This is a genomic window from Pseudoalteromonas sp. NBT06-2, from assembly GCF_002276045.1.
Lineage (GTDB): Bacteria > Pseudomonadota > Gammaproteobacteria > Enterobacterales > Alteromonadaceae > Pseudoalteromonas.
The window spans coordinates 1-26,997 of the sequence record NZ_NQMR01000105.1 but is presented as its reverse complement, the minus strand read 5'-3'; the positions used below and the strand labels follow the sequence as shown (position 1 = coordinate 26,997).

Below are 26,997 nucleotides of genomic sequence, written 5' to 3'. Positions count from 1 at the left end.
CAATTAGTCTAATCTATCATAATTGCCAATCACATTAAGTCAGACTAAAGCGTTTCTAACTCCAACTGAATCTATATATCTACTGTATAAGCTGAAATTTAATGTTCCATATAATTGAATTTATTATACTGTTTCAGGTAGCAATTTGTATTATTTATTTTTAGCAATTTCAACAAAACTATTAATATATTCAATATTAGCGTCTTTTTCTCTTAAACCAATAAATATTTGTTTATGAATACCCTCTGGTCCAAGCTTTATCGATTTTAAGGGTAAAGTATGCATATATTGCGCAACAAGCCATGCAGGTAATGCTGATACGCCTCGATTGCTAGCAACCATTTGCAACATAATATCTGTTGTTTCAATTGTTTTATGTTTATATGGACTACATTGTGCAGGCTGCATAAACTGACTAAATATATCGAGTCTTTGTGGCTCTATTGGATAAGTGATCAGAGTTTGATCGCTTAAATCCAAAGGTGATATATATGATTTTTGTGCAAGTGAGTGTTGTTCATTTACGACTAAAACTAGTTCGTAATCAAATACGGGTTGAAATATTAACCCGCGTTTAAATAAAGGATCAGGTGTCACTAAAGCATCAATATCATGGCTAAATAAGGCGCCTATTCCACCAAATTGAAACTTTTGTTTTACATCAACATCAACATCATTCCATTGTTCAAGAAAAGGAGCCACAACAGTTAATAGCCATTGATAGCATGGGTGGCATTCCATTCCTATCCTTAATGTGCCATTTTGACCTGAGGCTATTTGTTTCATCAAACTTTCTGTATGTTCAAACTGAGGCAAAATACGATTTGCTAAAGACAACATAGATTCTCCAGCCTGAGTTAAACGTAAAATGCGCCCTTCTTTAGACCATATCTTAACATTTAATTGAGATTCTAATTTTTTGATTGCATGACTCAATGCCGATTGCGTTAAATGTAAGCTACTAGCTGCTTCGGTCAATGTTCCAAGTTTATTTACTTGTTGAATAATTGCTAAATGGGTACGTTCTATCAATTTTTTACTCTTTAAATACCAACTCATGAGTATTATTCATGGTTTCATGAAAAAAAACCATTATTTTTCATGGATTACATAAATTATAGTTTTAGCCATCTAAACATCTAATTATTTTTTATTAAAGAATAAAGGAATACATCAATGGCAATATTACATAATTTAGGTTTTCCGCGTATTGGCGCAAAAAGAGAGCTTAAATTTGAACTAGAAAAATTTTGGTCTAACAAGATTTCTGAGCAAGATTTACAAGCTAAAGCAAAAAATATTCGTGCCAAGCATTGGGATAATCAAAAAGAATTAAACTTAGTACCTGTTGGTGATTTTTCTTTTTATGACCAAGTACTTGATACGAGTTTTTTATTGGGTAATATCCCAGATCGCGTCGCTGGACTTGAAGGGAATTCTTTAGATAATTACTTTAGAATAGCCCGAGGTCGTTCGGCAATAGACAAAGGTTGTAGTTGTGTACACGCAGGTGAAATGACTAAGTGGTTTGATACTAACTATCATTATATCGTACCAGAATTTACAAAACATACTGAGTTTAACCTTGATAGTGCTCGCCTTTTAAGCCAAATTGATGAAGCAAAAGCGCTAGGGCATGATGTTAAACCTGTTATTTTAGGCCCCGTATCTTATCTATATTTGGGCAAAACCAAAGATGAATGTCAAAAAATAGATTTATTAGATAATGTATTAACTGCATATTCTAAATTACTGTCAGAGTTGGCTCAAAATGGCGTGAATTGGGTGCAAATCGATGAGCCTATTTTAGTCACTGAACTTAGTAATCAGTGGCAACAAGCGATTAGCAAAACTTACAAAGTATTAAGTAATAGCTCTGTTAAAATATTATTGGCAACTTACTTTGGTCAATTAAAAGAAAATCTTCCATTATTATGTGAATTGCCTATTGCGGGTGTACACCTTGATACAATTAATGCAAAAGATGAAGTAAAAAAATTAATAGAAAACTTAAATGATCAACAGGTTGTATCGCTAGGTGTTATTAACGGTCGTAATATTTGGAAAACGGATTTAACAGCTCTTTTAGATTGGTTAGAACCCGTTTCAAATCAACTTGGAGAAAGATTATGGGTTGCACCTTCATGTTCTTTATTGCATGTACCTGTTGATTTAAATAGTGAAGTTAAATTAGATTCAGAAATAAAAAGTTGGTTAGCCTATGCGACACAAAAGCTTGAAGAATTATCACTCGTTGCAACTGCATTAAACGAAGGCCGAGAGGCATGTTCTCAAGCATTGAATGACAATGCTGATGCGATAAAAAATCGTCGTAACTCTCCGCTTGTTAATAATCCTAAAGTAAAAAAGCGTGTAGAAGCTATAACCGATGATATGGCCTTGCGCCAATCACCTTTTACTCAACGTGCAGCGATACAAAAGAAGATCTTTAACTTACCAGCATATCCAACAACAACGATTGGATCATTTCCACAAACAATGGAAATACGTCAAGCACGTCGACAATATAAAAATGGTGATATTAACGAAAATGAATATTTAAAATTAATGAAAGCGGAAATTCAGCTATGTGTAGATATTCAACATGAACTGGAACTTGATGTATTAGTTCATGGGGAGCCAGAGCGAAATGATATGGTGGAATATTTTGGTGAACAGCTTGATGGTTATGCGTTTAGCCAGTTTGGTTGGGTTCAATCTTATGGTTCTCGTTGTGTTAAGCCACCAATTATTTTTGGTGATATTTCTCGCCCATCCGCTATGACAGTAAAATGGAGTGAATTTGCACAAACATTAACTGATAAACCAATGAAAGGAATGTTAACGGGACCAGTTACAATTCTTAACTGGTCATTTGTTCGTGACGATCAACCGCGTTCAACTAGCTGTTTACAACTTGCTTTAGCGATAAGAGATGAAGTATTAGATTTAGAAAAAGCAGGCATCAACATCATTCAAATTGATGAAGCTGCATTACGTGAAGGCTTACCACTTAGACAATCACAGTGGCAAGAGTACATAGAATGGGCAATTAAATCATTTAAAATCACATCAAATGGTGTAAGTGATAAAACACAAATTCATACTCACATGTGTTATTCAGAATTTAATGACATGATAGCTGCTATTGCTGATATGGATGCTGATGTTATCACAATTGAAACATCGCGTTCAGATATGGAACTATTAGATGTGTTTGATGAGTTCAATTATCCGAATGATATTGGCCCAGGTGTTTACGATATTCATACACCAAATATTCCTACAGTTGATTACATGGTGGCCTTAATGGAAAAGGCCGGTGAGCGTATTCCTGCAGAGCGTTTATGGGTAAATCCAGATTGTGGTTTAAAAACAAGAGGCTGGACTGAGGTGAAACCTGCACTTGAAAACATGGTAAAAGCCGCTAAAAAACTGAGAAGCTAATTCAGTAAATTCACCTAGATAAAAAAAGCTGTGAGGCCCTAAGTAATTCACAGCTTTTTCAGTTTTAAATTAATAGTTTTACGGTATCTCTTCTATCACCTCAGCCATCATGAATTAAAACATCTGGGAATCACATAACATTCATTTCGCCATATTGAGTATAAATAATTATCTTCACTTCTTTTTAGATGAGGTAGTGTACTATCGAGCCTATGTGGTAAAAGATAAAACCAAAGAGCTAAATATTGGGCTTCATTATTCACTGCCTTATACTTGAAATTTAAACTTAATTGAGCAAGTTTGCATAATGATGCATGAGTGCGTCAGAAATAATCAATATTTTGCAACAGTTAATGAATTTCGCGATAAAATCATCAGTATGTTATTTAAACGCAACCAGCATTAAGGCTAATAATAAAAATAAAGAAACAAGTTTCCAAAATTTAACGGGTTCCCTTTCCATAAATGATATTTCTTTATAATGAGCTACGTGCTTTATATCACCAGAACACATATCAGCTTCAAATTCAGAAAATGCGTTATATCTATTTTTATGTTCGGCTGAACATGCTTGTCTCAGTGCTAAATCTATCCCTATTGGGCAATCTGTTCGGAAGTTTCTTATGGTTTTATATTGCCAAAGGGCTAAGTTGTGATTAATTTCATATTGATTTTTTATTAATTTATATGGATATTGCCCTGATAACAGCTCATAAATTACCAAGGCTATAGAATACATATCACTTTTGAAATCAGCTCTATGCTCTATTAGATATTCAGGTGCACTATATTCAAGTGTTCCCATCGGTATTTGCTTAATTGCGTTATAACCATCATCAAAAGACCTTATTTTTGCAGCACCATAATCAATCAAAGTGATGAGTCCTTTTTCATCTATAATGATATTCTCAGGCCTAATATCTAAGTGTACGATTTCCATTCGTTGTAAAACACGTACTGCTGTTATCAACTGTTTTAAAATATTTTGTGCTTTATAAATATCAGGTTTAGGGTTGTGTTTCATCCACTGCCTTAAGGATTGTCCTTCAATATATTCACTTAAGTGATATAAAAACTGACTGTCTATTGGTGCAAATTCTACTTTGATTAAATTTGTGTGCTTGATACGCTCTCCTATCCATGCTTCCTGGATAAATGAACGTAAAAACTGTTTATCTTCAGTAAAGTTTAATGAAGGTGTTTTTAATACTTTTACATAATTATTTTTAACATCTTTTACCCGATAAATATGCGAACGTGTGTTATGTTGAATGATTTGTTGGACTTCAAAAGTGTCAATTTTATCGCCAATTTTAAGTGGTGGGGGAATCACTTTATTTTCTATATATTGATTTAATTCTTGTTGATTTTCTACTGCTATTTTTTCAATTTTTATAAGTAAACAAGTGACATTATCTGTACTGCCGGATTCGATTGCTTTATCTACTAGTTGTTTACTGAGTTTTTCTAAATCTATACGAGAAGGTACTTTATTTAATAATGTAGAAATTTGTTTTTTAATATATTTATTAGTTAAATGATTAGAAACTCCATCACTACTGAGTATAAATATATCGCCATTCATCATCGGGATTTTTTCATAATCAACATCAAGCCTGTTATCTGCACCCATTGCACGTGTTAAAACTTTACTATTACCTCCAGAACTGTGATTATGCTCCCGAGTTAATGTTTCTAATATATTATTTTGCATCCTTGCTATGCGACAGTCGCCCACATGGAAAATGTGGGCAGTTGAAGACTTACAAACAATTGCAGATAATGTTGTTAACCATTGACTTGTTTGATTAGATTTTTTTTGTCCATATAACCAGTTATTTAAGCTTGTTAATACCTTTGCGCCAGATTTTTGTACCGACCAAGTATCTGCAGTAGCATAAAAACTATCTATAAATTGTGTCACACTTAACTGAGATGCTTGAGCCGCATTATTGGCACAAGATAAACCATCAGCAATGACCGCACAGGCGCCTTTATTTGATAATGCAGAGTGCTCAGGGATCAAAGCTGCAAAGGCATCTTGATTTTCATCTTTAGCTCCTTGAGTTGAATAACCTCCAATTACTATTTGTAAGGAAGAAGTATTTTGATTTTTTTTATGCATTAATTATATCTCAAAATATTAGCCTAGATTAATCAGCTGCACTGAACCATCAGCATTTACTTCAGCCATAGCACCTTTAGGCTCAGCCATAAATAAAATTGCAATAAAGCCTATCATTGCACTTGCTGCTATCACGAAGAAAAATGTTTGGTAATCGACCAGTGATAGAATCGTTAAATAGACGACTGCACCAACATTTCCATATGCACCTGTCATACCGGCAATTTGCCCTGTTAAACGTCTTTTTATTAATGGTACAGCTGCAAATACTGCGCCCTCTCCAGATTGAACGAAAAACGAACACAACATAACAGCAGCAACAGCTAAATACAGAGGCCATTCGCTATTTATCTTAGCAAGAATAAAATAACCAACAGCTAAACCAAAAGTTAAGATTAAAAGTACTTTTTTTCTTCCAAATTTATCACTTAACCAACCACCAATAGGTCTAGAGCCTAGATTCATAAAAGCATATAAAGAGGCTAAAAATCCAGCATGAACTATGTCTAAACTAAATGTCTCACTAAAAAATAATGGCAACATAGATACAACTGCTAATTCGGATCCAAATGTAGCAAAATATAAAATATTTAAAACGGCCACTTGTTTAAACGAATATCGGTGAACTTCTTCAACAGGTGTTTTAAATATATGACCATTTACTTTCCAAGTTTGCTTAACTTCAAAAACAAACAAACAAAACAAAACGATATATACCCCAATAGTAAAGTTTTCAGAGATCATATTGACGGCTTCGGGAGATAGCTTCCAAGTTAATAAAGCAAGAGCTGCATATAGCGGTAATTTCATTAGGAGTAACAAAAAGAAATCACCCTGTGATGTTACTTCCATCGCGCCTGTTGTTTTTGGTTTAAAATAAGTCGCTCCTTTTGGTGTATCTGAAACATTAAAATACCACACAAAACTAAAAGCTAAACATATAAGCCCAGTTAGACCTATTGAATAGCGCCACGCATTATCATCAGCAATGCCTAGATCTACAAAGTAGAGTGTTAATAAGGGTAATAACATGGCTGCTGCTGCTGAACCAAAGTTACCCCATCCACCATAAATTCCTTCTGCTGTGCCTAACTCGTTTGCAGGAAACCATTCACTTACCATACGAATGCCAATTACAAAACCTGCACCAATAAAACCTAAAGCAAACCTTGCAATAGCAGCTTGCATAAAAGAGTCAGCCATAGCAAATGCGAAACAAGGAATGCTAGATATGGCTAGTAAAATTGCATATGTGATTCTTGGACCATATTTGTCTGTTAACATGCCTATAATAATTCTGGCGGGAATAGTCAGTGCCACATTTAGAATTAATAATGTTTTTATTTCATCTGAGGTTAAATTTAAACTTTTGGCTATCATACCTAGTAATGGAGCGTGGTTAAACCACACTAAAAATGTAATAAAAAAAGCCATCCAACTTAAGTGCAATATTTTCATTTTACCTGTGAATGACTTTAAGTTAATGCCAGCGACATTACTCATATTTGAATCCTTATCATTTAAATTAATTTTAAATATTGAAGTATATTTTTATCTAAATGAATAAGAGCAAAGGCAATGCCAGTTAATTTATGTGTTATAAAACAGTGCGTTAATTTTTTATTTGGTATGGGGATCACCTTTAAGCACCAAATAACTACACAAGTGCACAGCATAAGTGCACAGTATAAGTGTATATCGTGCTTTAAATTACAAGTTGATTTATTGAACAAAATATTGATAAATAGTTAAATAATTCTATATTTAGCAATGAACCTTTTCTTGTGTGTTAGTTATCAACTGCTCTATAAGGAATTAAACAATGTTTAAACAATATAATAAAAAACACCCCAGCATCATGCGCATTTCGTTGCTTGTTGGGATGTTATCAACTCACTCTGTGTTTGCAGAAATAGCCGTTATAGTTAATACGTCTAATAGTTCTACTTTAGATAAAACTTCCATAGAAAGAATCTTCATGGGGAAAATGAAAAAATTTTCAAACGGGCTAGTTGCATTACCATTGAACGCTGCCAAAAGTATGAATTCTAGGGATGAATTTAATAAAGCTGTTATTGGTCGCTCTAGTAGTCAGGTCAATGCTTTTTGGTCTAAGTTAGTTTTTACAGGTAAAGGCAATATGCCTAGAGAACTTTCATCAGACGCTGAAATTATATCAACTATTTCATCTAATCAAGGTGCTATAGGCTATATAGATTCAGGATCCATTACGGGTGATGTTAAAGTTATTGCGAAATTTTAAGTGAGGACAGTATGAAATATTTTAATAAATCACTATTAACTTTACTTATTTCGAGTGTTTGTGCTCCGAATTTTGTAAGTGCGGATGTTCAAATTTCAGGGTTTGGATCTATAGTTGCAGGTAGAACTCTTGATGATGTGACATTAGATAATGTTGGATATGATTGGAGTAAACCACCGAGCGCAGAAAACCCGCCTTCAATAACAAAAGAACAAATACTGACCGCTGATTTTTACGATGTTGGGCAATACAATAATGATTTTAGTTTTAAATCTGAAACCATTTTTGCTTTGCAGATTGTAGCCGATATGGGTGATAAATTAAAAGTGACAGGTCAAATTGTAGCCAAAGGCACTGATGATTTTAGCCCTGAATTTGATTGGTATTATTTAACCTACCAAGCAACCGATGAGCTGACTTTAATGGCTGGTCGGCGAAATATTCCTATGTATTACTTTTCTGAATATTCAGAAGTCGGTTATGCCTATCCTTGGATGCGACCTCCATCAAACTTATATTGGTGGCAAGTAACACAGTTTAATGGCGTTCATGCTATGTATGAATTTTCACTCGGGGATTTCTCGAATACAGTCACATTTTTTTATGGCAATGAGTATTCAAACGATAACAAAGAAATGGAATATTATGAAGTATTATATGGAGGTTCACCAAGCGCAGTAAATGAATATTGGACTGATATAATAGGCATGAATTGGAACCTATCAGGTGACTTTTTTGATGTGCGTTTTGTTTACTTTCAAAATGACAGAGATCGTGACGTCATAGCACAAGATGGTAGTATTGGTGATTACACGCCATTTTCTCAACAGTTTTTAGGCTTTGGTGGTACTATTGATTTATCTCGGTTTACCTTTTTGTTTGATTGGAATTTAGTAACATATGATGATGCTCATGGTACTGAGTTTCCCACTTATTTAATTTCAGCTGTTTACAATATGGATGATTTTCATCCTTATATAAGCTATTCAAAAGCGGATCATAAACGAGATAAACGTGAAAATACTCAAGATTATGAAGAACATTATATGCTAAGTTACGGTATACGTTATGATTTTAATCCTAGTGCTTCATTTAAAATTCAGTATGATACGTTTGTTGATGAAGCAGTACCTGAGTCAGGTTGGAGATATCACGGTGATTCAGATACCGTAACAATAGGCGTAGATTTTATTTTTTAACCATAAAAGAATGATTACTTTAATGACGAGTAATCATTTTTTATATGTAATTAATATTAAATAATGTATAAATATTTAAGAATCTTAGTTATTCTTTAGCAATTTTATATTTTTTCGTTATTATAATACTTCATATAGGTTTATTTATAAGATATAAATTAAATATATTGAATACTAAGACGGAATTAGAGCAAACGTTAAATACAGGTAAAGATAAGTATAGGATTGTACTTGTTTATCTTTTTCTGGCTTTATTTAGCTTGTTATCTTTTATTGGGGTTAATTTTTTTGTTATCTCATCAAATATTAAAGATGCTAATGATGACTTTGTTATACATACAAATGATATTCATCAGCACTTATTACAAGTTACTCAAAGTACTAATTTTATTTTAGATGGATTTTCTGCATTATTGTCTAGTATTGGTTTAGATGATTATGAAACCGTGGTTAGGTACTCAAATCAAGTTTTAGAGCGTGCACCTTACATCTATCAAATCCAGGCTGCACAATTAGTACCCAAAGAAAACCTACTAAATTTCAATAATTTACATGGTAATTTTAAAGTAAAAGTTTTTGATGGAAGTCAGTTTACAGATGCAACTCAAAGCCACTCTGAGGTATTTTATCCAATCACTTTTTTTGCAGATAAAGAAAGTTTATCTTTTAATAATTACGGATTAGATGTGCAATCTCTTCCATTTTTAGCTAAAGCAACTCAACTTGCACAACGCCATAATAAAACAGTTATCTCTGAACCCTTTGATACCCTAGATGATGAGCGTGTATTTGTAATGGTGCAACCTGCGTATTTTGAGCAAAATTCGAAACCCGATTTTTTTTCGTTCTTTATTATAAAATCGGAAATTTTACTTAAAAAAAATACGCTAATAGCTGACTATGCAATTAATATACTGCTAAAAAAACAATCAGAAAATTTATTGTTTCAGCAAGTTCAGACTAAGGTTACGTCGTGGGAAGAAAGTGTGTTACCAGAGTTTATATATGAAAAAGAAATATTAATAGGCGCTCAAATTCTGCTCTTGACCGTCAAACAACAATTAACCTGGGATGCAATTGAATTGAATATTTTGGTTGCTATTTTTTTTGGTTCTATGCTGTTCTTGCTGTCATTTTATTTAATGTTCAAAATCCATTTTGATTCTGAGTTAGTAAAGGTTAAACATAGTAAACAGCTTTTTAATTTAGCAAATTTTGATGGTTTAACCTCTTTAGCAAATCGACATGCTTTTAATAATAAGTTAAAACATAGTCTAAAAGTAGCTAAACGCACTCAAAACCAGATTGGCATCTTATTTTTAGACTTGGATGGGTTCAAAAATATAAATGATACTTTGGGACATAAAGTAGGTGATCTTGCGCTGAAGTTATCTGCAGATAAAATCCAAGAAACTGTCAGAGACATTGATTGTGTTGGTCGTTTAGGTGGTGATGAATTTGCCATTATTTTATTAAATATCAATGGTCCGTATTTATGTGAAGAAATAAAACGGCGCTTAAAAGCATCCGTTTCTTCTATTACTGAAATTGAAGGCTCAAAAGTTAATTTAGGTACTAGTGTTGGATATGCTATCTATCCAACAGATAGTGAATCAGCTGATGAATTACTAACAATAGCTGATAAATATATGTATAAAGATAAAAATGATAATAAGCAGATTTAATTACTTTAATATTCAGATAACTTTTAAGTGAATAAAAAATATAAATTAATGTAAGTTATAAAATTCATCAACAAGGGGTTTTAGGTGCAGCGACAATTGAAGCTGACTCTAAAATTAGCTATGTGCCTAAGGAAAATACTTAACGTAATAGTCTCTGATATTTATGGGTTAAATACTGAATTTTTCCAGTTAATGATGCTCCAGAATTAGCGTCTATAAACTCTTTAATATACTTCATTAAAATAACGATTGATATTTCGGTTATTCCAAAGAGTTTTTGCTGAAATTAATGCATCGCCGCAGTTTAGAGTTTTTGTTAAACTCAGCATTACAGCCAAGGTTCCCGTGATAGCTGATGTTGCATATTCATCTTGTTGTATATTTTGCCAAACTGACTTTAGTTGTGAAATATCCGCCATATCAGCTTTGTGTTGTCTACCGGAATATAACTGAGGGAACGCTAAGGTATGCGCTACCCCCTTACAATCATTTAAATGTAGTGTGAAATTACGATCTGCTTTTACTTCTACTTCACCACCCTCACCTCTAAAACAAGCTACATTTGTATCATTCACTAAATTAGCAACTTGAATATGGCGTTCATCAAACTCTTTATGATATACACCATGTAAACTATAGGTGGCATGTGTAGGGTTAAGCATTCGTGCTAATGTATTTGCACAAGTACGTAAACCAAATAACTCACGTAAGTCAATTAATTGTTTCAATTTTGGATTAATGTCACCTAATTCCATGTAACAAAAGCCATTCTCAGTTAATGATTCATTAGCTTGAAAGATATTTCGACTAGTTGGTAAATTAAGTTGCTTGAAGATTTGGTCAAGGTAAAGTCTTTGTGATTGAGGTTCTTGAGTTCCATGCAAAAATATTTTCTGACCAGAATCTGCTAAGGCCAATACAGCTAATAAAAACCAGGGGAGTTGTCTGCGTTTTCCTGCATAACACCCAATATCTAAGCTTATACTTTTTAATGCTTTAACCTCAGTTAGAGTCGATTCTCGAACAGCTTGTAAAAAACCAGCTAGTTCAGCTTCACTTTCTTCTCTCACTCTCAAAAGCATTAAAAAAGCACCCAATTGCTCATCGCTTATTTTTCCATTGATTGCTTGAGTCATGGCATCAAATGCTTGCTCTTGGGTTAAATATTTCCCTGCTTTTTTACCCCTGCCTATATGACGTATATATTCAGAAAAAGGGGTTCTAACTTGACTCATTCTCGACTTCACTCATTTTTAGCATTTCTAAATCAACAATTTGACGGGCATTGATCACTTTACCCACAACAATTAGTGCAGGACCTAATAATTTTAACCCTTTCATAGTATGAGTGATATCTTTTAATGTACTTATGATCACTTGTTGTTGATTAGTCGCGCCTTTATCTATGATAGCGATAGGCATATCATTTTGCATACCAAATTTTATGAGACCTTCACTAATTTGATTAATTCGGTTTAAACCCATATAAAATACTAAAGTATCTTTGCTTGAAGCCAAATTGGACCAGTCTGCTTGTAATTCATCTTGTTTTAAATGTGCGGTAACAAATCGTACAGATTGTGAATATTCTCTATGTGTTAATGGTATGCCGGAATATGCTGCGCAACCTGAAGCTGCAGTGACACCAGGTACAACCGCAAATTTGATATTATGGGTTTTTAAGGCATCGGCTTCTTCGGCTAAACGGCCAAAAATACTTGGATCACCACCTTTTAACCTGACAATATTTTTACCCGACAAGCCGGCGTTAACTAATAAGTCACATATATTTTGTTGTTTCATACTATGTTTACCACACCGTTTTCCAACAAATATTTTCTCAGTTTTATTTGGGATCAATTGCAACATTTCATCTGTGATTAAACTATCATAAAAAATAATATCTGCCTCTTGCAATAATCTATACGCTTTGAGGGTTAATAATTCCGGATCACCTGGGCCTGCACCAATAAGATAAACTTGTCCGATAGGTTTTTTATTTATAGTTTTATTATTGGATTTAAATAATAAATTCTTAATACCATCAAACGTAATTAAGTCACTGGATATTTTTAATTGTGGCCAATTTAGGGTTGTCATACAGTAACTCCTTATATTTTTTATTTAATGGGTGATAGTTCTCCCATTTTTTTACTACATTATATTAAATAGAGTTATGTAACTTTTAGCTGTACTAAGTCATCTACAATGCGAGTTTCAAAAACATCAACAGACATGGTTTTATCTTGAATACATTCACCTGATATCAGAGAAAAATGCTGTTTATATAATGGAGAAGCAACAACGATATCTTCATCTATTGAGCCAATAATGCCACGGTATAATACATTTGCTTGGCCGATGGGATCATAGTTGCTGATAGCATATGTTTGTTCAGTAGATTTAAGATAAAAAATGGCTACTTGTTGATTATCATTAAGTAATACACATATTCCAGAATCATTTATTAAATCATTTTGTTGGCATATAGTTTGCCATTGGTTAGAAATCGTCATCGTTTTATCCTTATAGTTCTTTTATTGGAATAAGTTTTTTTTCAACTGGTGTTGCTGGTCTGATCTGTTCGCGTTCAGTTATAAATTGAATATTGCTATCAATTGATTCACTGTTAACAAATTGACGAAAACGTTTAAGTGATTCAGGGCTTTCAATCGTGGTTTTCCACTCACATTGATAACTATCTACAACTGTTTGCATTTGATTTTCTAACTCTTGTGCTAAATCTAAGCAGTCCTCTATGATCACTTGTTGTAAATATTCTAAACCGCCGTCTAATTCTTCTAACCAAACTGAAGTACGTTGTAATCTATCTGCAGTACGAACATAAAACATTAAAATACGATCAATATATCTAACCATTGTTTTGGTATCTAAATCTGTTGCAAACAAATCTCCGTGGCGAGGTTTCATACCACCATTACCACAGACATATAAATTCCAACCATTTTCTGTTGCGATGATACCAATATCTTTACTTTGTGCTTCTGCACATTCACGTGTACAACCCGATACAGCAAACTTAATTTTATGAGGAGAGCGTAAGCCTTTATATCTATTTTCAAGTTCTATGGCTTGGCCAACACTATCTTGCACACCATAACGACACCAAGTGCTACCAACGCAAGATTTAACCGTACGTAAAGATTTACCATAAGCATGCCCTGTTTCAAAACCAGCATTGATTAACTCTTCCCAGATTGGTGGTAACTGATCGACTCTAGCACCAAATAAATCGATACGTTGCCCACCGGTTAGTTTGGTATATAAGTTATATTTTTTAGCGACTTCACCTAAAACGATCAACTTATTAGGAGTTATTTCGCCACCCGCAATTCGTGGTACGATAGAATAAGTACCATCTTTTTGCATATTGCCTAAATAGGTATCATTGGTATCTTGTAAAGGTAGATGTGTTTGTTTTAAAATATAATCATTCCAAACAGACGCTAAAATATTCCCGACTGCTGGTTTACAAATTTCACAGCCATGGCCTTTACCATGTTTATCTCTTAATTCATCAAAAGATTTAATCTGCTCTACTTTTACAATATGAAATAATTGTTTGCGACTATAGGTAAAGTGTTCACAAATATCATCTTTCACCTCAACACCTAAAGCGAGTAATTCTTTGTCTACTGTTGTTTTTAATAATGCGGTACAACCACCGCAGCCAGTACTTGCTTTAGTACATTGTTTTAGTTCTGATAGGTTTGTTGTACCATTTTTGATAACTTGCTTGATGTCGCCTTTAGTTACATTATGACAAGAACAGATCATTGCGGAATCTGGTAACTCAAATGCCCCCATAGGAGTCGTATCAGCAGATTGTGGTAATATTAAAGATTCAGGGGACTCTGGTAAATCCATATCATTGAGCGAAAACTGCAATAAAGTATCGTAGTCGCGAGTATCACCTACTAATACGGCTCCTAAAATTTTATTTTTATCTTCATCAATTACAAGCTTTTTATAAACTCCAGATATTTGGTTTTCAAAAATGTAAGATTTAGCACCAGAAGTTTTGCCATGTGCATCTCCTATTGAACCTACTTCTACACCCATTAGCTTTAATTTAGTGCTCATATCAGCACCATTAAATTGTAAGGTGCCGCCACTTAATTGGCTAGCCACTACGCGAGCCATGGTATATCCAGGTGCAACCAAACCAAAAATGAAGTTTTGCCATAACGCACATTCACCAATTGCAAATATATTGTCGTCTGAAGTTTGGCACAGATCGTTAATCACAATACCGCCACGCTCACCAATCTCTAAATCAAATTTTTTAGCTAGTTCATCCTGCGGCCTAATACCCGCTGAAAATAAAACAAGATCTGTTTCTAAATGAGTGCCATCAGAAAACTGTAATTTGTAACGACACTTATCTCCTTTAACGATATCTTGCGTCGCTTTTTGGATATGAACTGTTACACCTAATTCTTCAATTTTTCTTTTTAATAAGTTACCACCGGACTGATCAAGTTGTACTGCCATAAGTTGTGGCGCAAATTCTACTACATGAGTTTCTAAGCCTAATTGTTTAATTGCATTTGCAGCTTCTAAGCCTAATAACCCACCACCAATCACAACACCTACTTTAGCTAATTTAGCTGATGCACTAATTGCCTTTAAATCTTCAATTGTACGATAGACTAAGCAATGTTCTTGATTGTTACCCGGAATAGGCGGTACAAATGGATATGAACCTGTCGCTAAAATAAGCTTATCGTAGCTATATTTTTTACCTGAACTGGCAGTAACTGATTTATCTGACCGATTTATATTTGTTACTTTTTCATTGGTAACAAAGTTAACACCAAGCTCATCATAATGTTCGCCTGTTGTTAGCGCTAAATCATCTGCACTTTTACCATCAAAAAATTCTGATAAATGTACTCTATCGTACGCTAACCTAGGTTCTGCGGATAAAACAGTGATTTCACATGCTTTATTACTAGCACTCATACTTTCGACAAATTGATGGCCTACCATGCCATTACCAATAACTAATATTTTTATTCTATTCGTATCCATTTGAGCCCCTATAGTGTAAGTGTAATTACAAGCAACTTTTATTACTGCTGTTATCAATGCTATACACTAGAATGGCAATAACAGTGCCAGTATTTTAATTGTTTATTATCATGTTGTTATAGTCTTTGAGTTAGACTGAACATGGTTATTGCACTATTTTGAAAAGGTATTGCACTTAGGGTGTGCGTCCTAGATTTATGATAAATATATTCTACGTGGATAAATCAATGACATAGGAACGTACTGTAGGCTCAGTATTTTAATTAATCTGAACATAGCAACTAAAGAAAAAAGCGTATCAATTTTTAAAATTAAATACGCTTAAAGTTTTGGTTGGAGCAAATTGAATCTATTTTTTACAATTAATTAATTTTTGGCTTATTTGTTCTTGGGATCCACTGCCACCATTGCTGTTCACCATCAGATGTATTATTTTTTGTTTGATGTATATCCCAAGTCACTAAGTAATCAGGATTTATAATTTTCATACCTTCCTGACTTGTATGAAATTCGCCTTTGGGCGCAACAAACCAACAAGATAAATCTGTAGGAATGATAAATTCAGCATTACTGGATTTATCTGAAGATAAAAGCACGGTTATGCCCAACTCTTTATCTGCTGATTTTACTATGCCCGCTAATACAGATTCTTTAAGTACTTTTTCTGTGCTATCAAAGTAGCTAAGCGCAATTAAGCATGATTTATTGATTGTACCATTAATATTTTTTAACAAATTTGTACCTATAATAATTTAATCATTTTAAAAGAAATTTTACTCAAGCTATTTATTTTAAAATCACGGAATTAAATCCCATCTAGAATTATTTTTAATGCGCTAAAGGCGCTATACCTGTTGCTGGATTATCAGCTAAACCAACATCTCTAGCATGTTGCTCAAAGCCTTTGTTTTTCCAGAAAAAAGCCCCCGGCATAGTTGTCGGAATAACAAGAATGTAAAATAATGCACGGCCAATAACACAAGTAAAACAATTAACTAATGCAAGTAGTGTCCATAATATTAATTGATTAGCCTCAATAATATTAAATGTTTGCGCAATTAATATAATACAAGCAGAAAATATATTAATACCAAGTAAAAAATTACGTAAAAGGTAGGTTTTACCAAATGTTGTGCATTGTACATAATGGGCTGCACCTCCTTCGTTTTCGTTACGATTTAAATCTGTATTATGTTTGATAAGCCCTAGTGCTTCTATCAACATTCCAGACAAAAATACGAGACTAAACAGTTGTTCAGCCTCCGTGAATTTTACATTGGTAGAGTATAATGACGGCAAAACAATTATTGCACTTGTTAGAGCACCTAAAGATAATGTATTGCCAATAAACGCAGTTGTAGTTTGTAAATGATTCCAAAATGGACGTGCTTTAATTTGATAACATTGATTCATGTAATACAAACCTGCTAATCCAGCAATAACAGCAAAAATACCTGTGCCTATAATGATGATTTTCAGTGGCAATTCTTGAGTTAATTGTACTAAATCTAAGTTGAATACATTGATACTGAGTTGTGTAATTACGTCATTCAATGGTAATGAAAATAATACCGTTAAACCACAACCGACACAGAACATGGCTAGACCAAAGCCCTCTCGGCTCATTGGTGAATGCCTTAAATTATTAAAGCCACGATAAAATCTAAATGGCTTACCTAAATGCGTTACACTCATAAATAAACCAAATGCTGTCATGATCAAAGCAATTACAGTTAGGGGTAAAAACATATCTGTAACCATAAACTTTTCAAATGAGTTAATGCCACATAGGGCTGCAATAAATGGAATAAAAAACGTGCCTAACGCTGCTTGCGCAAATAAAGTAAATAAGACTAAAGGGTTTTCTCTACTGTTTAACTTACTAAAGTTCCAGCTTCTGTCTTTACCTTTCTTTTGATCAATAACAGGTTTGTAATCACCTTTGTCATTTTTATGATATTTGACAGGCATATCATCTGTACGCGTCATTTCATCTGGTAGGTTTTTAGTTTGTTGAAAACGTATATTGGGATGAGTAATACTTGGATCAGGAAAGCCTGGAATAGACGTTTTACATTGTTGGCGTTTTTCAGGTATATCTTCAATAACACCAAAATCTAAGGCATTGCCAACACACGCTGATACACAAGCTGGTTTAAGTCCAACTTCTAATCTATCAACACACATATTACACTTTGAAACTTGACCTTCAACTGGGTCTAACTGAGGAGCGTTATATGGACATACCCAAGTACAATAACCACAGCCAAAACAGGTGTCAGGGTCTTGTAAAACAGCACCATATTCAGCATGTTTAGTATAAGCACGAGTAGGACAGCCTTTTAAGCAAACTGGGTCATCACAGTGATTACAGGCCATAGAAATATTCATACGCTTATAATCAGGATATGAACCACCTTCTACATAACCCACAGATCTAAACGATAAGTGGGCAGGAGTTTCATTTTTTTCAGCACAAGCAGATTCACATGCATGACAACCAATGCAGTTATCAGCCGTAAAAAAGAAACCATGTTGTTTATTTCTATTTGGGTTTGAGCCCACTTGTGGATTTTCATTAATAAATAATGATCTTTCTTTAGGATGATCGGTAATATCTATTAAATCTATGCGCTTACCATAGCGGTTTTTGTCTTGAATTTTTGTTTCAGGTAAATAAGCATATTTTTGTTCATCGGTTCTTACTTCCCAATGATTTGATTTGCCCTTTTGCTCTTTTGTAACTTGCATGGTTTTAGGATCAAAGCTTTGTACTGTTAAATCTTTTTTTCTTGCTTTACTCATTATCATTTCTCCTAAAATGCACGGCGTTCGACGTTCAAGCGTGCAGCTTCATTTTGATCAACATGTTCTATTTTGACTGAACATTGTTTGAATGCGGGTTGACGAGAATAAGGGTCTAATAAACCCAATGTTAATCGATTTACGCAATCGTGAAAGTGAAATGGAATAAAAACCATATTACGCGGAACCCGCTGTGTAAGTTGTACCATAACAACTGCATCTCCTCGTCTGCTGGTTAATCTGACATATGATTGATGAGTTATACCTAACTCAATCGCCGCATCAGGATTCATTTCCATATAAGCCGTTGGGCTAAATTTATTACAGTTACCTATTTTTCCTGTACGGGTACGGGTATGAAAATGTTCAACGACCCTGCCACTGTTTAACCAAAAAGGATATTCATCACAGGGTTGTTCATTATTGTTGTAAAAACTGACTGGTATTAAATTTGCTTTTCCCGATTTAGTTTGAAATTTTCCTTCCGTATATAAACGTGCAGTGCCTTTTAATCCCTCTTGTCCTTCACGGAACGGCCACTGAATTCCCTTGGCTTGTTCAATTTTTTCATAGCTCATACCTGAAATATCTAAGGTTCTACTTTTGCCTTTAGACAGCTGCTTCATTTCATTAAATACATCTTCAGGAGAGTCTGGAAAATCAATCACCTCACCATTATCAAATCGCTTGGCCATTTGATTAAAAATCCAAAAGTCCGGTTTTGAGTTTTTATAGGGCGGCATGGCATTGTTTATTAAATTCACTCGACGCTCAGTATTGGTATGGCAACCTTGTTTTTCAGCCCATACTGAAGCTGGAAAATATACATGTGAAAACTGGTTAGTTTCTACATCTTCATAAACATCTTGAATTACCAAGAAGTCTAAATTCTCTAGTGCTTTTCGGATACGGCTAGTATTAGGCATTGAGGTCATTGGATTTGTTGCCACTATCCACATCCCTTTTATTTCACCAGTTTCAATTGCTGGAAATATATCTGTTTCAGCCATGCCGCGCTTTTTAGGAAAAAATTCAGGATCTATGCCCCAAAACTTTGCAATTTCTTCTCTATCAGATTCATTCTCTAAATAACGATAACCTGGTAAACCTGAACATGATGACCACTCTCGGGTACCCATGGCGTTACATTGCCCTGTAATAGATAAGCTCGTGCCTCCTGGTTTACCGATATTTCCGGTAATGAGGTTTAAGTTATTAATATTTGCTACGCCATCTGAACCATGTGTAGATTGGTTGATCCCCATAGTCCAAATAGACATAGCTGTAGGTGCTTTTGCATAAATTCTTGCTACATTACGTATGGTATCTTCATCTATACCGCATATATGTTGTGCTGTTTTTGGTGAGTAATCTTGTACTAAAGATTTAACGTTCTCAAATCCCTGGGTATGTGCATCTATGTACTTTTGATCTTGAAGGCCTTCATTGATGATTACGTGCATCATAGAATTAATTAAGACACAGTCAGTACCAGGTGTAATGGGCAAATGAATATCAGCAAATTGGGCTAGCATAGTGACTCGCGGATCGACTACAATAAGTGGAAATTTACGTTTTTCTAATGCTTCTTTTAAGCGCCAATAGATAATAGGGTGCTGCTCCGGTAAGTTTGAACCAAATGCCATGAAACAATGCGTATGCTCAAAATCTTCATAACAACCGGGAGGCCCGTCTGATCCAAATGATCTTTTATAGCCACTGACAGCAGATGCCATACATAAAGTCGTATTGCCATCATAATTATTTGTACCGATACAGCCCCTTGCCAATTTACCTAAAGTATAGAACTCTTCAGTTAATAGCTGTCCACTCGATACTATCGCAAATGAGTCTTTACCATATTTACTCTGTATTTCTTTAATTTTTTGCGCTGTTATATCTAATGCGTTATCCCAAGTGGTTTTTTCAAATGTTTCAAAATGCTTTTCTCTTATTAATGGCTCAGTGCCTCGACCTGGACTTTCAAAAAGTTCATGTTCTAATATACCCTTAATACATAACTTACCACGATTCACATCAGCACCAGCATGACCACGTGTCGTGACTATTTTATTTTCTTCATTAAGCCCTATTTCAATTGAACAACCCGTAGAACAATAATTACATGTAGTATATTTCCACTGTGCTACTTTTTTACATGGGATTTTGATTGGTTTTCTTTTTTTACGCCCAAACAACATAGAATAGTTCCTGAATTAAATAATTTATCGCCACATTGTCTAACGCAGATACTGTGCCAAATAAAATATTCTTTAAATTCAGAGGTTAAGTTGTTTTACAATTATTTAATGTGCTTTATTAGAGAGCAATTGGATTATTATGGTGCAAAAGTTTTTGCTAGAAATTTATTAATTGTATTTAAAAATATCTATTAATAACCATCTAACAATGAAAGAAATCTTAAACAGGAAATACTGAATTTTCTACAACAAAAATGCTTTATTTTGTTTTTAATCATAAAAATTATACTTTTTAACTTATTTCTTTGCACTTATAACCATTTTAATGTTTCATGCATGTGGACAAATAAAATGGAACACACAAATGAAAAAAATTCTAACGCCGATTGCTTTTGCAATAGCGCTCGCTGGTTGCCAAACAACAGATAATAATGAATTAGTAACAACAAAAAGTGAAGTGGTTATACAAGTTAATCCTTTCTTTGAAAAATATGATACGCCTTTTGGTATCGCACCTTTTGACAAAATTAAAAATGAGCATTACTTACCTGCATTTGCTAAAGGTATTGCACAAAGCAAAGAACAAACATTAGAAATCGCAAATTCACCATTAAAGCCGACATTTGAAAATACAATTGAAGCAATGGAAAAAAGTGGCGTTTTATTAAATAAGGTTAGCAACGTTTTTTATGGTTTAACTGGCTCTATGTCTAGCGATGAAGTACGTACTATTGCAAAAGAGTTATCACCACAATTATCAGCATTAAGTGATGATATTTTACTAAATGAAAAATTATTCAAACGTGTGAAATCGGTTTACGATAATAAAGATTCTCTCAAACTCAGAGTAGATCAAAAAACGTTATTAGAAGATACGTATAAAAATTTTGTACGTGGAGGCGCAAATTTAACTGAAGATAATAAAAAACAGTTACGTGATTTAAACCAAAAAATCAGCAAGCTTTCATTAAAATTTGGTGAAAACCTATTAGCAGAAACGAATAACTTTGAAGTAATAATAGATAAAGAATCTGATTTAGCCGGTTTACCTGATGATATAATTGCTGCGGCAGCGCAAACAGCTAAAGAACGTGGTCATAAAGATAAATGGGTCTTTACAACGCATAGACCTAGTAAAAATCCATTTTTAACCTACGCACAAAACCGTGACTTGCGTAAAGCAGTTTATAATGGTTATACGCATCGTGGTGATAACGATAATGAATTTGATAATAAAAAACTAGCGTCAAAAATAGCTTCATTACGTTTTCAACGTGCACAAGTGTTAGGTTATAAAACTCATGCTGATTATGTTTTAGAAAATGCAACGGCAAAAACACCACAAAACGTATATAAACTATTAGATCAAGTTTGGCCTGCTGCTTTATCTAAAGCTAAAATTGAAGCTGCTGATATGCAAAAAATGATTGATGCTCAAAGTGGTAACTTTAAGTTAGAGGCATGGGATTGGTGGTACTATGCAGAAAAAATCAGAAAACAGCGTTATGACTTAGATGCTTCTGAAGCAAAACCATATTTCTCTTTAGAGAATACTTTGCAAGGTATTTTTTATACTGCAGAAAAACTTTGGGGTGTAACCTTTGTTGAGCGTTTTGATGTACCAAAGTATCATGAAGATGTACGTACTTTTGAAATGTTTGAAAAAGATGGCACAAGTGCAGGTTTATTCTTAACTGATCACTATGTACGCGAAAGTAAACGTGGTGGTGCTTGGATGAGCTCATTCCGTAAACAACATCGCATGTTTGGCGAAGATGTTAAGCCTATTATTTACAATGTATTAAACTACCCGCGTCCAATTGGTGATACGCCTACTTTATTAACATTTGATCAAGCGTCTACTTTATTCCATGAATTTGGGCATGCGATTCAAGGGTTATTATCAAATGGTTATTACCGTACGCAAACAGGCACGGCTTTACCACGTGATTACGTAGAATATCCTTCACAAGTGATGGAAAACTGGATGATGGAACCTGAAGTGTTAGCACAATTTGCTAAACACTATAAAACAGGTGAAGTGATCCCTATGGAATTAATTAAAAAAATTCAAGCCGCAGGTCAATTTAATCAGGGTTTTGGTACAACAGAATACCTTGCGGCTGCATTGTTGGATCTTAATTGGCATTCACTTGAAACTGCTGAACTTCAAGAAGCTGATAAATTTGAGCAATCTTATTTAGATAAAATAGGTTTAATTAAACAAATCGCACCGAGATATCGCACGACTTACTTCTCCCATATCTTCGCCGGTGGATACTCATCAGGTTATTATGGTTACATCTGGTCTAATATCTATGATGCCGATACTTGGGAAGTATTTAAAGAAAAAGGTATTTTTGATCAAGCAACAGCTGAAGGTTACCGTAAACACATATTAGAACCTGGTGGTACAGAAGATCCTGCAATTATGTATAAACGTTTTAGAGGTCAAGACCCTAAGATTGAGCCATTATTAAAACGTCGTGGTCTACTAAATAAGTAACCGTTATTTAGCGCCGTATTAATAGCCCACTAATTTATATGAATTAGTGGGTTTTTTATTTTCTATTATGAGATATTATTATTGTATTAAACAAATGTAAGCATAACTTATGACTGAAGAACAATTTTGGACCTTAGTTCAAGCTCCAGACTTTCATGCAAGCCCTAATGAAATTGCTGATAATTTAAAAGAAAAACTTGAAAAGTTAAGCGATGAAAAATTAGCTGATTTCGATAAATATTTTAATCAAAAAATGCGTATAAGCTATACATGGGATTTATGGGCTGCTGCGTTTATTATTTGTGGCTGTAATTCTGAATACGCATTTTCAGAGTTTCGTTCTTGGTTGATTTCGCGAGGTCGTGCGATTTTTGATAAAACACTTGAATACCCAGATAACTTGGCTGCTTATGATGTTATCCCTGTAAAAGATGATCAACCCTATCCTTACCTTGATGAGTATGATTTATTAGCAGGTCAAATATACGAAGAAAGAACAGAAGAAGAGCTTCCTTTTATATCATCGGGTGTCGATGAGCCTCAAGGCAAGCGTTTTAAAAATAAAACTAAATTTTTAAAATTAAAATATCCAGAATTATTTAAATTATATTGGCAATAATATACAAAAATATGATTTTAATGATAATTATCAAATCGCGTTCTTAATATAATTTAAGCATTCATAAATATTTAAATAGGCCTGAAATTATGTCATGTGATAGCCAACAGGGAAGTTTTCTTCCCTTTGAAAATGCGCTAAAACGTTTATTAAACAGTGCAAAACCTAGCCAGATACAAGAATCAATTTCAATAAATCAAGCATGCGGACGTATTTTAGCACAAGACATTTTATCACCTGTTAATGTACCACCTCACAATAACTCAGCAATGGATGGTTATGCTTTGCGAAGTGATGACTTAAATAATGACACTACTTTAATGAAAATTGGTTACTCTTTTGCTGGACAGCCTTTTGATGGTAAAGTTGAACAAGGACAATGTGTTCGCATTATGACTGGTGCTGTGATCCCTGATGGGGCAGATTGTGTGATAATGCAAGAAAATACAGCAGTAGCAGATGAAAATATTACTTTTATTAAGCCTGTAACTCAGGGAGAAAATATTCGTAATATAGGTGAAGATATTAAAAGTGGCGCTTTAGTCCTAACTCAAGGGCATAAACTTGTAGCTGCTGATATTGGTTTACTTGCATCATTAGGAATTGAATCGATAGATGTTTTTTCAAAAGTGAAAGTTGCTGTTATGTCAACGGGTGACGAATTAGTTGAACCTGGTGGAATATTAAAGCCAGGACAAATTTTTGAATCTAATAGATATACTGTTATTTCAATGCTAAAAGCGCTTCCTGTTGAGATCATTGATTTAGGCATAATAAGTGATGAACAATCGATATTAAGGAAGACATTTGAGCATGCAAATGCGATTGCAGATGTCGTTGTATCTTCGGGAGGAGTATCAGTAGGGGAAGCGGATTATGTAAAAGATATTTTGACCAAAATGGGTGAAATGAATTTTTGGAAAATAGCCATTAAACCAGGTAAACCATTTGCGTGTGGTAAATTGCCAAATAGTTATTTTATAGGATTACCAGGTAACCCGGTGTCGGCAACAGTGACATTTGATCAATTAGCACTCCCTTTTATTAAAAAATTATCAGGTGAGAACATTTCACCAAGAGTGAGATTAAATGCTAAAGTAATTGATGTCTTTAAAAAGCGCCCAGGCAGATTAGAGTTTCAACGCGGTATTGCTAGTCAAGATGAAGCAGGCTTATGGCAGGTAAAATCTACTGGTGCACAAGGTTCTGGCATTTTGAGTTCATTAAGTAGAGCAAATTGTTATGTTATTTTAGAGCAAGGTTCAAATGGTTTAACTTCCGGAGAATCTGTAAAGATAGAGCTTTTTAATCAAAAACTTTAAATCAACTATACTCGGGATAATAAAAATTTTAACCCGAGTTTAATTCTTCAATTACACGATATTTGAAATAAGTAATTCTACCAATCTGTCTTCATTTATAATACATAAGTAAGTGCTAATTTCATCCCACATTCTAATCAGCTTTAAGCAAAATCACCTCGTCAAATGGATTCCGTTAATTATGAAATATCAAAAAAATATGGCATTGGCAATCACTCTTTACATAATTGTTTACATAGCTGAAAAGAGATGAAGTGATTGCTCTTAACTATAGTTTGTATACTCAAATGGATCAGCATTTATATTATTTAAGTCTGCACCAGATAAATAAAGTATTTTTTTCATATTTTTAACCATTTCAGGATGACCACATAAATAGAATTTCGTATCGTTAAATTGTTTAATTTTAGACATTGCAATTTTATTGACTCGGCCCATAAAAAAAATGTCATCATTTAATTCTTGGCTAACTTCACCTGATAAACAAGGGTAATAATTAAAATTTTGATTTTTTAATGCTAAAGACTTTAAATAATCATGTAGATATAAACCTTCGAGATACCTACTACCATGAAATAATGTGATTGTCCCTTGATGATGATTATTTAAAGCTTGCTTTATTATTCCAATTAAAGGCGCTAACCCTGTACCTGTACCTATTAGAATAAGGCTATCATTAATTGAATTTTCTAAATATACACAGCTACCAAAAGGGCCTCGGATCTTAAATCTGTCACCAATTTTGGATTTGTCATAAAGATATTGGCTCATTTTTCCGTGTTTTACTTTTTGAATATGTAATTCGACACATTTGTCTTTTTCAGGATTATTTGCAATAGAGTAGCTACGGGGGATTTTGATTTCAGACGTTAAACTTATAAATTGACCGGGTTTCATGAAAACTGTATTTTTGATTGTTAATGCTAACTTTAATATTGCAATCTCAGAGGATATATAAGTTTTAGATAGTAATGTTGCATCCATATCAATGTCACTATTTTCGATTATGGACACTTTGATATTTTCTTGAGGATAACACTGACATGCTAAAAAATATCCTTGCGCTTTTAAAGTATCTTTAATATCTAACTGGGCTGAATTTATTTGACTATCATTACTTTTTAATAGGCAAGTTTGGCATACTCCTTTTTTGCAAGAATATATGGGCTGACAATCAAATTCGATCATCGCATCTAAAATAGATTGACCGATTTTTATTGGAATTTCCTTTGAATCAAAAAAGATTTTTGGCATTAACGATTTAGTACATCGTCCATAGTGCCAGCGGCAATAGCCATTACTTGTTCACTTAAGGCTTTAGGAACATCCAGTTCATCTAAGGTAGCTTGCAGGTGACCTGCTACAGCCATAAATTGAGCTTCATTAAGTCCATTATTAACTAATGAGGTATGAGCATCTCTAAGAGATTTACCCGAATAATCATTTGGACCACCAAATGCAAAAGTCAGAAAACTTTTTTGTTTATTTCTTTGGGCTTCCATATCAACACTCTCAAAATAATGGCTAATCGTGTCATCCATTAAAACTTTTCTATAAAATAAATCTACTGCTGCATTAACCGCATCTTTCCCGCCTATGTTTTCAAATAACGAACTGCTCATATCTATCTCCTTCATTACGTATAAAAAGGTTTTGCTACGGTTTCAGTATAGACTGAGATAAATATATTGCAGGTATCTTTTAATATTATAATTGATGTTACTAGACTAAAGTTTAATGGTGTTTATACAGCAGTTTTAGGTGAAATTA

19 protein-coding genes are annotated in these 26,997 nt (G+C 33.8%); 7 read left to right on the top strand and 12 right to left on the bottom strand.

All coding sequences use genetic code 11. The features are described from left to right. Positions 1-150: 150 nt before the first annotated feature. Positions 151-1,032, bottom strand: coding sequence for a LysR family transcriptional regulator (locus CJF42_RS18155; RefSeq protein WP_095368036.1), 882 nt, complete (start codon positions 1,030-1,032; stop codon positions 151-153). A 144-nt stretch (positions 1,033-1,176) separates the two neighbouring features. Between CJF42_RS18155 and metE the strand changes: the two genes are divergently transcribed. Beyond that, positions 1,177-3,447, top strand: coding sequence for a 5-methyltetrahydropteroyltriglutamate--homocysteine S-methyltransferase (gene metE / locus CJF42_RS18150; RefSeq protein WP_095368035.1), 2,271 nt, complete (start codon positions 1,177-1,179; stop codon positions 3,445-3,447). 382 nt (positions 3,448-3,829) lie between these two features. Here the strand turns inward: metE and CJF42_RS18145 are convergent, their stop codons facing one another. Together CJF42_RS18145 and CJF42_RS18140 are read right to left on the bottom strand one after the other, a co-directional pair. Next, a complete protein-coding gene (locus CJF42_RS18145; RefSeq protein ID WP_095368034.1) occupies positions 3,830-5,572 on the bottom strand; it encodes a bifunctional protein-serine/threonine kinase/phosphatase in 1,743 nt (580 codons plus the stop codon). Between the two features lie 18 nt (positions 5,573-5,590). Beyond that, positions 5,591-7,075 (bottom strand): NarK family nitrate/nitrite MFS transporter, encoded by a 1,485-nt coding sequence (locus CJF42_RS18140; RefSeq protein WP_095368033.1) that lies wholly within the window; start codon positions 7,073-7,075, stop codon positions 5,591-5,593. A 319-nt stretch (positions 7,076-7,394) separates the two neighbouring features. Between CJF42_RS18140 and CJF42_RS18135 the strand changes: the two genes are divergently transcribed. From CJF42_RS18135 to CJF42_RS18125, 3 genes are all read left to right on the top strand, one after another. After that, positions 7,395-7,835: a type 2 periplasmic-binding domain-containing protein gene (locus CJF42_RS18135; RefSeq protein WP_095368032.1), complete on the top strand. Its 441-nt coding sequence runs from the start codon at positions 7,395-7,397 to the stop codon at positions 7,833-7,835. A gap of 11 nt (positions 7,836-7,846) precedes the next feature. Continuing rightward, positions 7,847-9,034, top strand: a complete 1,188-nt coding sequence (locus tag CJF42_RS18130; RefSeq protein WP_095368031.1) for a porin — start codon at positions 7,847-7,849, stop codon at positions 9,032-9,034. Positions 9,035-9,201: 167 nt separating this feature from the next. Then, positions 9,202-10,719, top strand: a complete 1,518-nt coding sequence (locus tag CJF42_RS18125) for a sensor domain-containing diguanylate cyclase (RefSeq protein WP_095368030.1) — start codon at positions 9,202-9,204, stop codon at positions 10,717-10,719. 224 nt (positions 10,720-10,943) lie between these two features. Here CJF42_RS18125 and CJF42_RS18120 read toward each other — a convergent pair whose 3' ends face one another. The 7 genes from CJF42_RS18120 to CJF42_RS18090 form a co-directional block, all read right to left on the bottom strand. Continuing rightward, a complete protein-coding gene (locus tag CJF42_RS18120) occupies positions 10,944-11,954 on the bottom strand; it encodes a glycosyl transferase family protein (RefSeq protein WP_095368029.1) in 1,011 nt (336 codons plus the stop codon). After that, entirely contained in the window at positions 11,941-12,819 is an 879-nt protein-coding gene (gene cobA, locus CJF42_RS18115; protein WP_095368028.1) for a uroporphyrinogen-III C-methyltransferase, read from the bottom strand. The genes CJF42_RS18120 and cobA overlap by 14 nt, the downstream gene beginning before the upstream one ends. A 74-nt stretch (positions 12,820-12,893) precedes the next feature. Further along, on the bottom strand, positions 12,894-13,235 hold the full coding sequence (nirD, locus tag CJF42_RS18110; RefSeq protein ID WP_095368027.1) for a nitrite reductase small subunit NirD: 342 nt from the start codon (positions 13,233-13,235) through the stop codon (positions 12,894-12,896). A 10-nt stretch (positions 13,236-13,245) separates the two neighbouring features. Further along, positions 13,246-15,774: a nitrite reductase large subunit NirB gene (gene nirB / locus CJF42_RS18105; protein ID WP_095368026.1), complete on the bottom strand. Its 2,529-nt coding sequence runs from the start codon at positions 15,772-15,774 to the stop codon at positions 13,246-13,248. Positions 15,775-16,136: 362 nt separating this feature from the next. Next, the gene (locus CJF42_RS18100) at positions 16,137-16,508 is read right to left on the bottom strand and encodes a hypothetical protein (RefSeq protein WP_252097658.1); all 372 of its coding nucleotides are present in this window, start codon (positions 16,506-16,508) and stop codon (positions 16,137-16,139) included. A gap of 94 nt (positions 16,509-16,602) precedes the next feature. Continuing rightward, positions 16,603-18,525: a DmsC/YnfH family molybdoenzyme membrane anchor subunit gene (locus CJF42_RS18095; RefSeq protein ID WP_095368037.1), complete on the bottom strand. Its 1,923-nt coding sequence runs from the start codon at positions 18,523-18,525 to the stop codon at positions 16,603-16,605. A gap of 65 nt (positions 18,526-18,590) precedes the next feature. After that, the gene (locus CJF42_RS18090; protein ID WP_095368025.1) at positions 18,591-20,780 is read right to left on the bottom strand and encodes a molybdopterin oxidoreductase family protein; all 2,190 of its coding nucleotides are present in this window, start codon (positions 20,778-20,780) and stop codon (positions 18,591-18,593) included. A gap of 364 nt (positions 20,781-21,144) precedes the next feature. Here CJF42_RS18090 and CJF42_RS18085 point away from each other — a divergent pair, with 364 nt between their 5' ends. The 3 genes from CJF42_RS18085 (at position 21,145) to moeA (ending at position 25,227) form a co-directional block, all read left to right on the top strand. Further along, entirely contained in the window at positions 21,145-23,286 is a 2,142-nt protein-coding gene (locus CJF42_RS18085) for a M3 family metallopeptidase (protein WP_095368024.1), read from the top strand. A 109-nt stretch (positions 23,287-23,395) separates the two neighbouring features. Continuing rightward, positions 23,396-23,905, top strand: a complete 510-nt coding sequence (locus tag CJF42_RS18080; protein ID WP_095368023.1) for a DUF4240 domain-containing protein — start codon at positions 23,396-23,398, stop codon at positions 23,903-23,905. A gap of 89 nt (positions 23,906-23,994) precedes the next feature. Then, positions 23,995-25,227 carry a molybdopterin molybdotransferase MoeA gene (gene moeA, locus CJF42_RS18075; RefSeq protein WP_095368022.1) on the top strand — a complete coding sequence of 411 codons (1,233 nt, stop codon included), beginning with the start codon at positions 23,995-23,997 and terminating at the stop codon, positions 25,225-25,227. Between the two features lie 264 nt (positions 25,228-25,491). Here moeA and CJF42_RS18070 read toward each other — a convergent pair whose 3' ends face one another. Both CJF42_RS18070 and CJF42_RS18065 read right to left on the bottom strand, forming a co-directional pair. Continuing rightward, entirely contained in the window at positions 25,492-26,481 is a 990-nt protein-coding gene (locus CJF42_RS18070; RefSeq protein WP_095368021.1) for an FAD-binding oxidoreductase, read from the bottom strand. Next, positions 26,481-26,849, bottom strand: a complete 369-nt coding sequence (locus CJF42_RS18065; protein ID WP_095368020.1) for a group I truncated hemoglobin — start codon at positions 26,847-26,849, stop codon at positions 26,481-26,483. The genes CJF42_RS18070 and CJF42_RS18065 overlap by 1 nt, the downstream gene beginning before the upstream one ends. Between the last annotated feature and the right edge of the window lie 148 nt (positions 26,850-26,997).

Bases quoted from the DNA above. Each gene is read 5' to 3' on its own strand.
- CJF42_RS18140 (WP_095368033.1), bottom strand. From the start codon at position 7,075: ATGAGTAATGTCGCTGGCATTAACTTAAAGTCATTCACAGGTAAAATG.
- CJF42_RS18095 (WP_095368037.1), bottom strand. From the start codon at position 18,525: ATGCAAGTTACAAAAGAGCAAAAGGGCAAATCAAATCATTGGGAAGTA.
- CJF42_RS18090 (WP_095368025.1), bottom strand. From the start codon at position 20,780: ATGTTGTTTGGGCGTAAAAAAAGAAAACCAATCAAAATCCCATGTAAA.
- CJF42_RS18120 (WP_095368029.1), bottom strand. From the start codon at position 11,954: ATGAGTCAAGTTAGAACCCCTTTTTCTGAATATATACGTCATATAGGC.
- moeA (WP_095368022.1), top strand. From the start codon at position 23,995: ATGTCATGTGATAGCCAACAGGGAAGTTTTCTTCCCTTTGAAAATGCG.
- CJF42_RS18080 (WP_095368023.1), top strand. From the start codon at position 23,396: ATGACTGAAGAACAATTTTGGACCTTAGTTCAAGCTCCAGACTTTCAT.
- CJF42_RS18065 (WP_095368020.1), bottom strand. From the start codon at position 26,849: ATGAGCAGTTCGTTATTTGAAAACATAGGCGGGAAAGATGCGGTTAAT.
- CJF42_RS18145 (WP_095368034.1), bottom strand. From the start codon at position 5,572: ATGCATAAAAAAAATCAAAATACTTCTTCCTTACAAATAGTAATTGGA.
- CJF42_RS18070 (WP_095368021.1), bottom strand. From the start codon at position 26,481: ATGCCAAAAATCTTTTTTGATTCAAAGGAAATTCCAATAAAAATCGGT.
- CJF42_RS18085 (WP_095368024.1), top strand. From the start codon at position 21,145: ATGAAAAAAATTCTAACGCCGATTGCTTTTGCAATAGCGCTCGCTGGT.
- nirD (WP_095368027.1), bottom strand. From the start codon at position 13,235: ATGACGATTTCTAACCAATGGCAAACTATATGCCAACAAAATGATTTA.
- CJF42_RS18130 (WP_095368031.1), top strand. From the start codon at position 7,847: ATGAAATATTTTAATAAATCACTATTAACTTTACTTATTTCGAGTGTT.
- CJF42_RS18135 (WP_095368032.1), top strand. From the start codon at position 7,395: ATGTTTAAACAATATAATAAAAAACACCCCAGCATCATGCGCATTTCG.
- cobA (WP_095368028.1), bottom strand. From the start codon at position 12,819: ATGACAACCCTAAATTGGCCACAATTAAAAATATCCAGTGACTTAATT.
- metE (WP_095368035.1), top strand. From the start codon at position 1,177: ATGGCAATATTACATAATTTAGGTTTTCCGCGTATTGGCGCAAAAAGA.
- nirB (WP_095368026.1), bottom strand. From the start codon at position 15,774: ATGGATACGAATAGAATAAAAATATTAGTTATTGGTAATGGCATGGTA.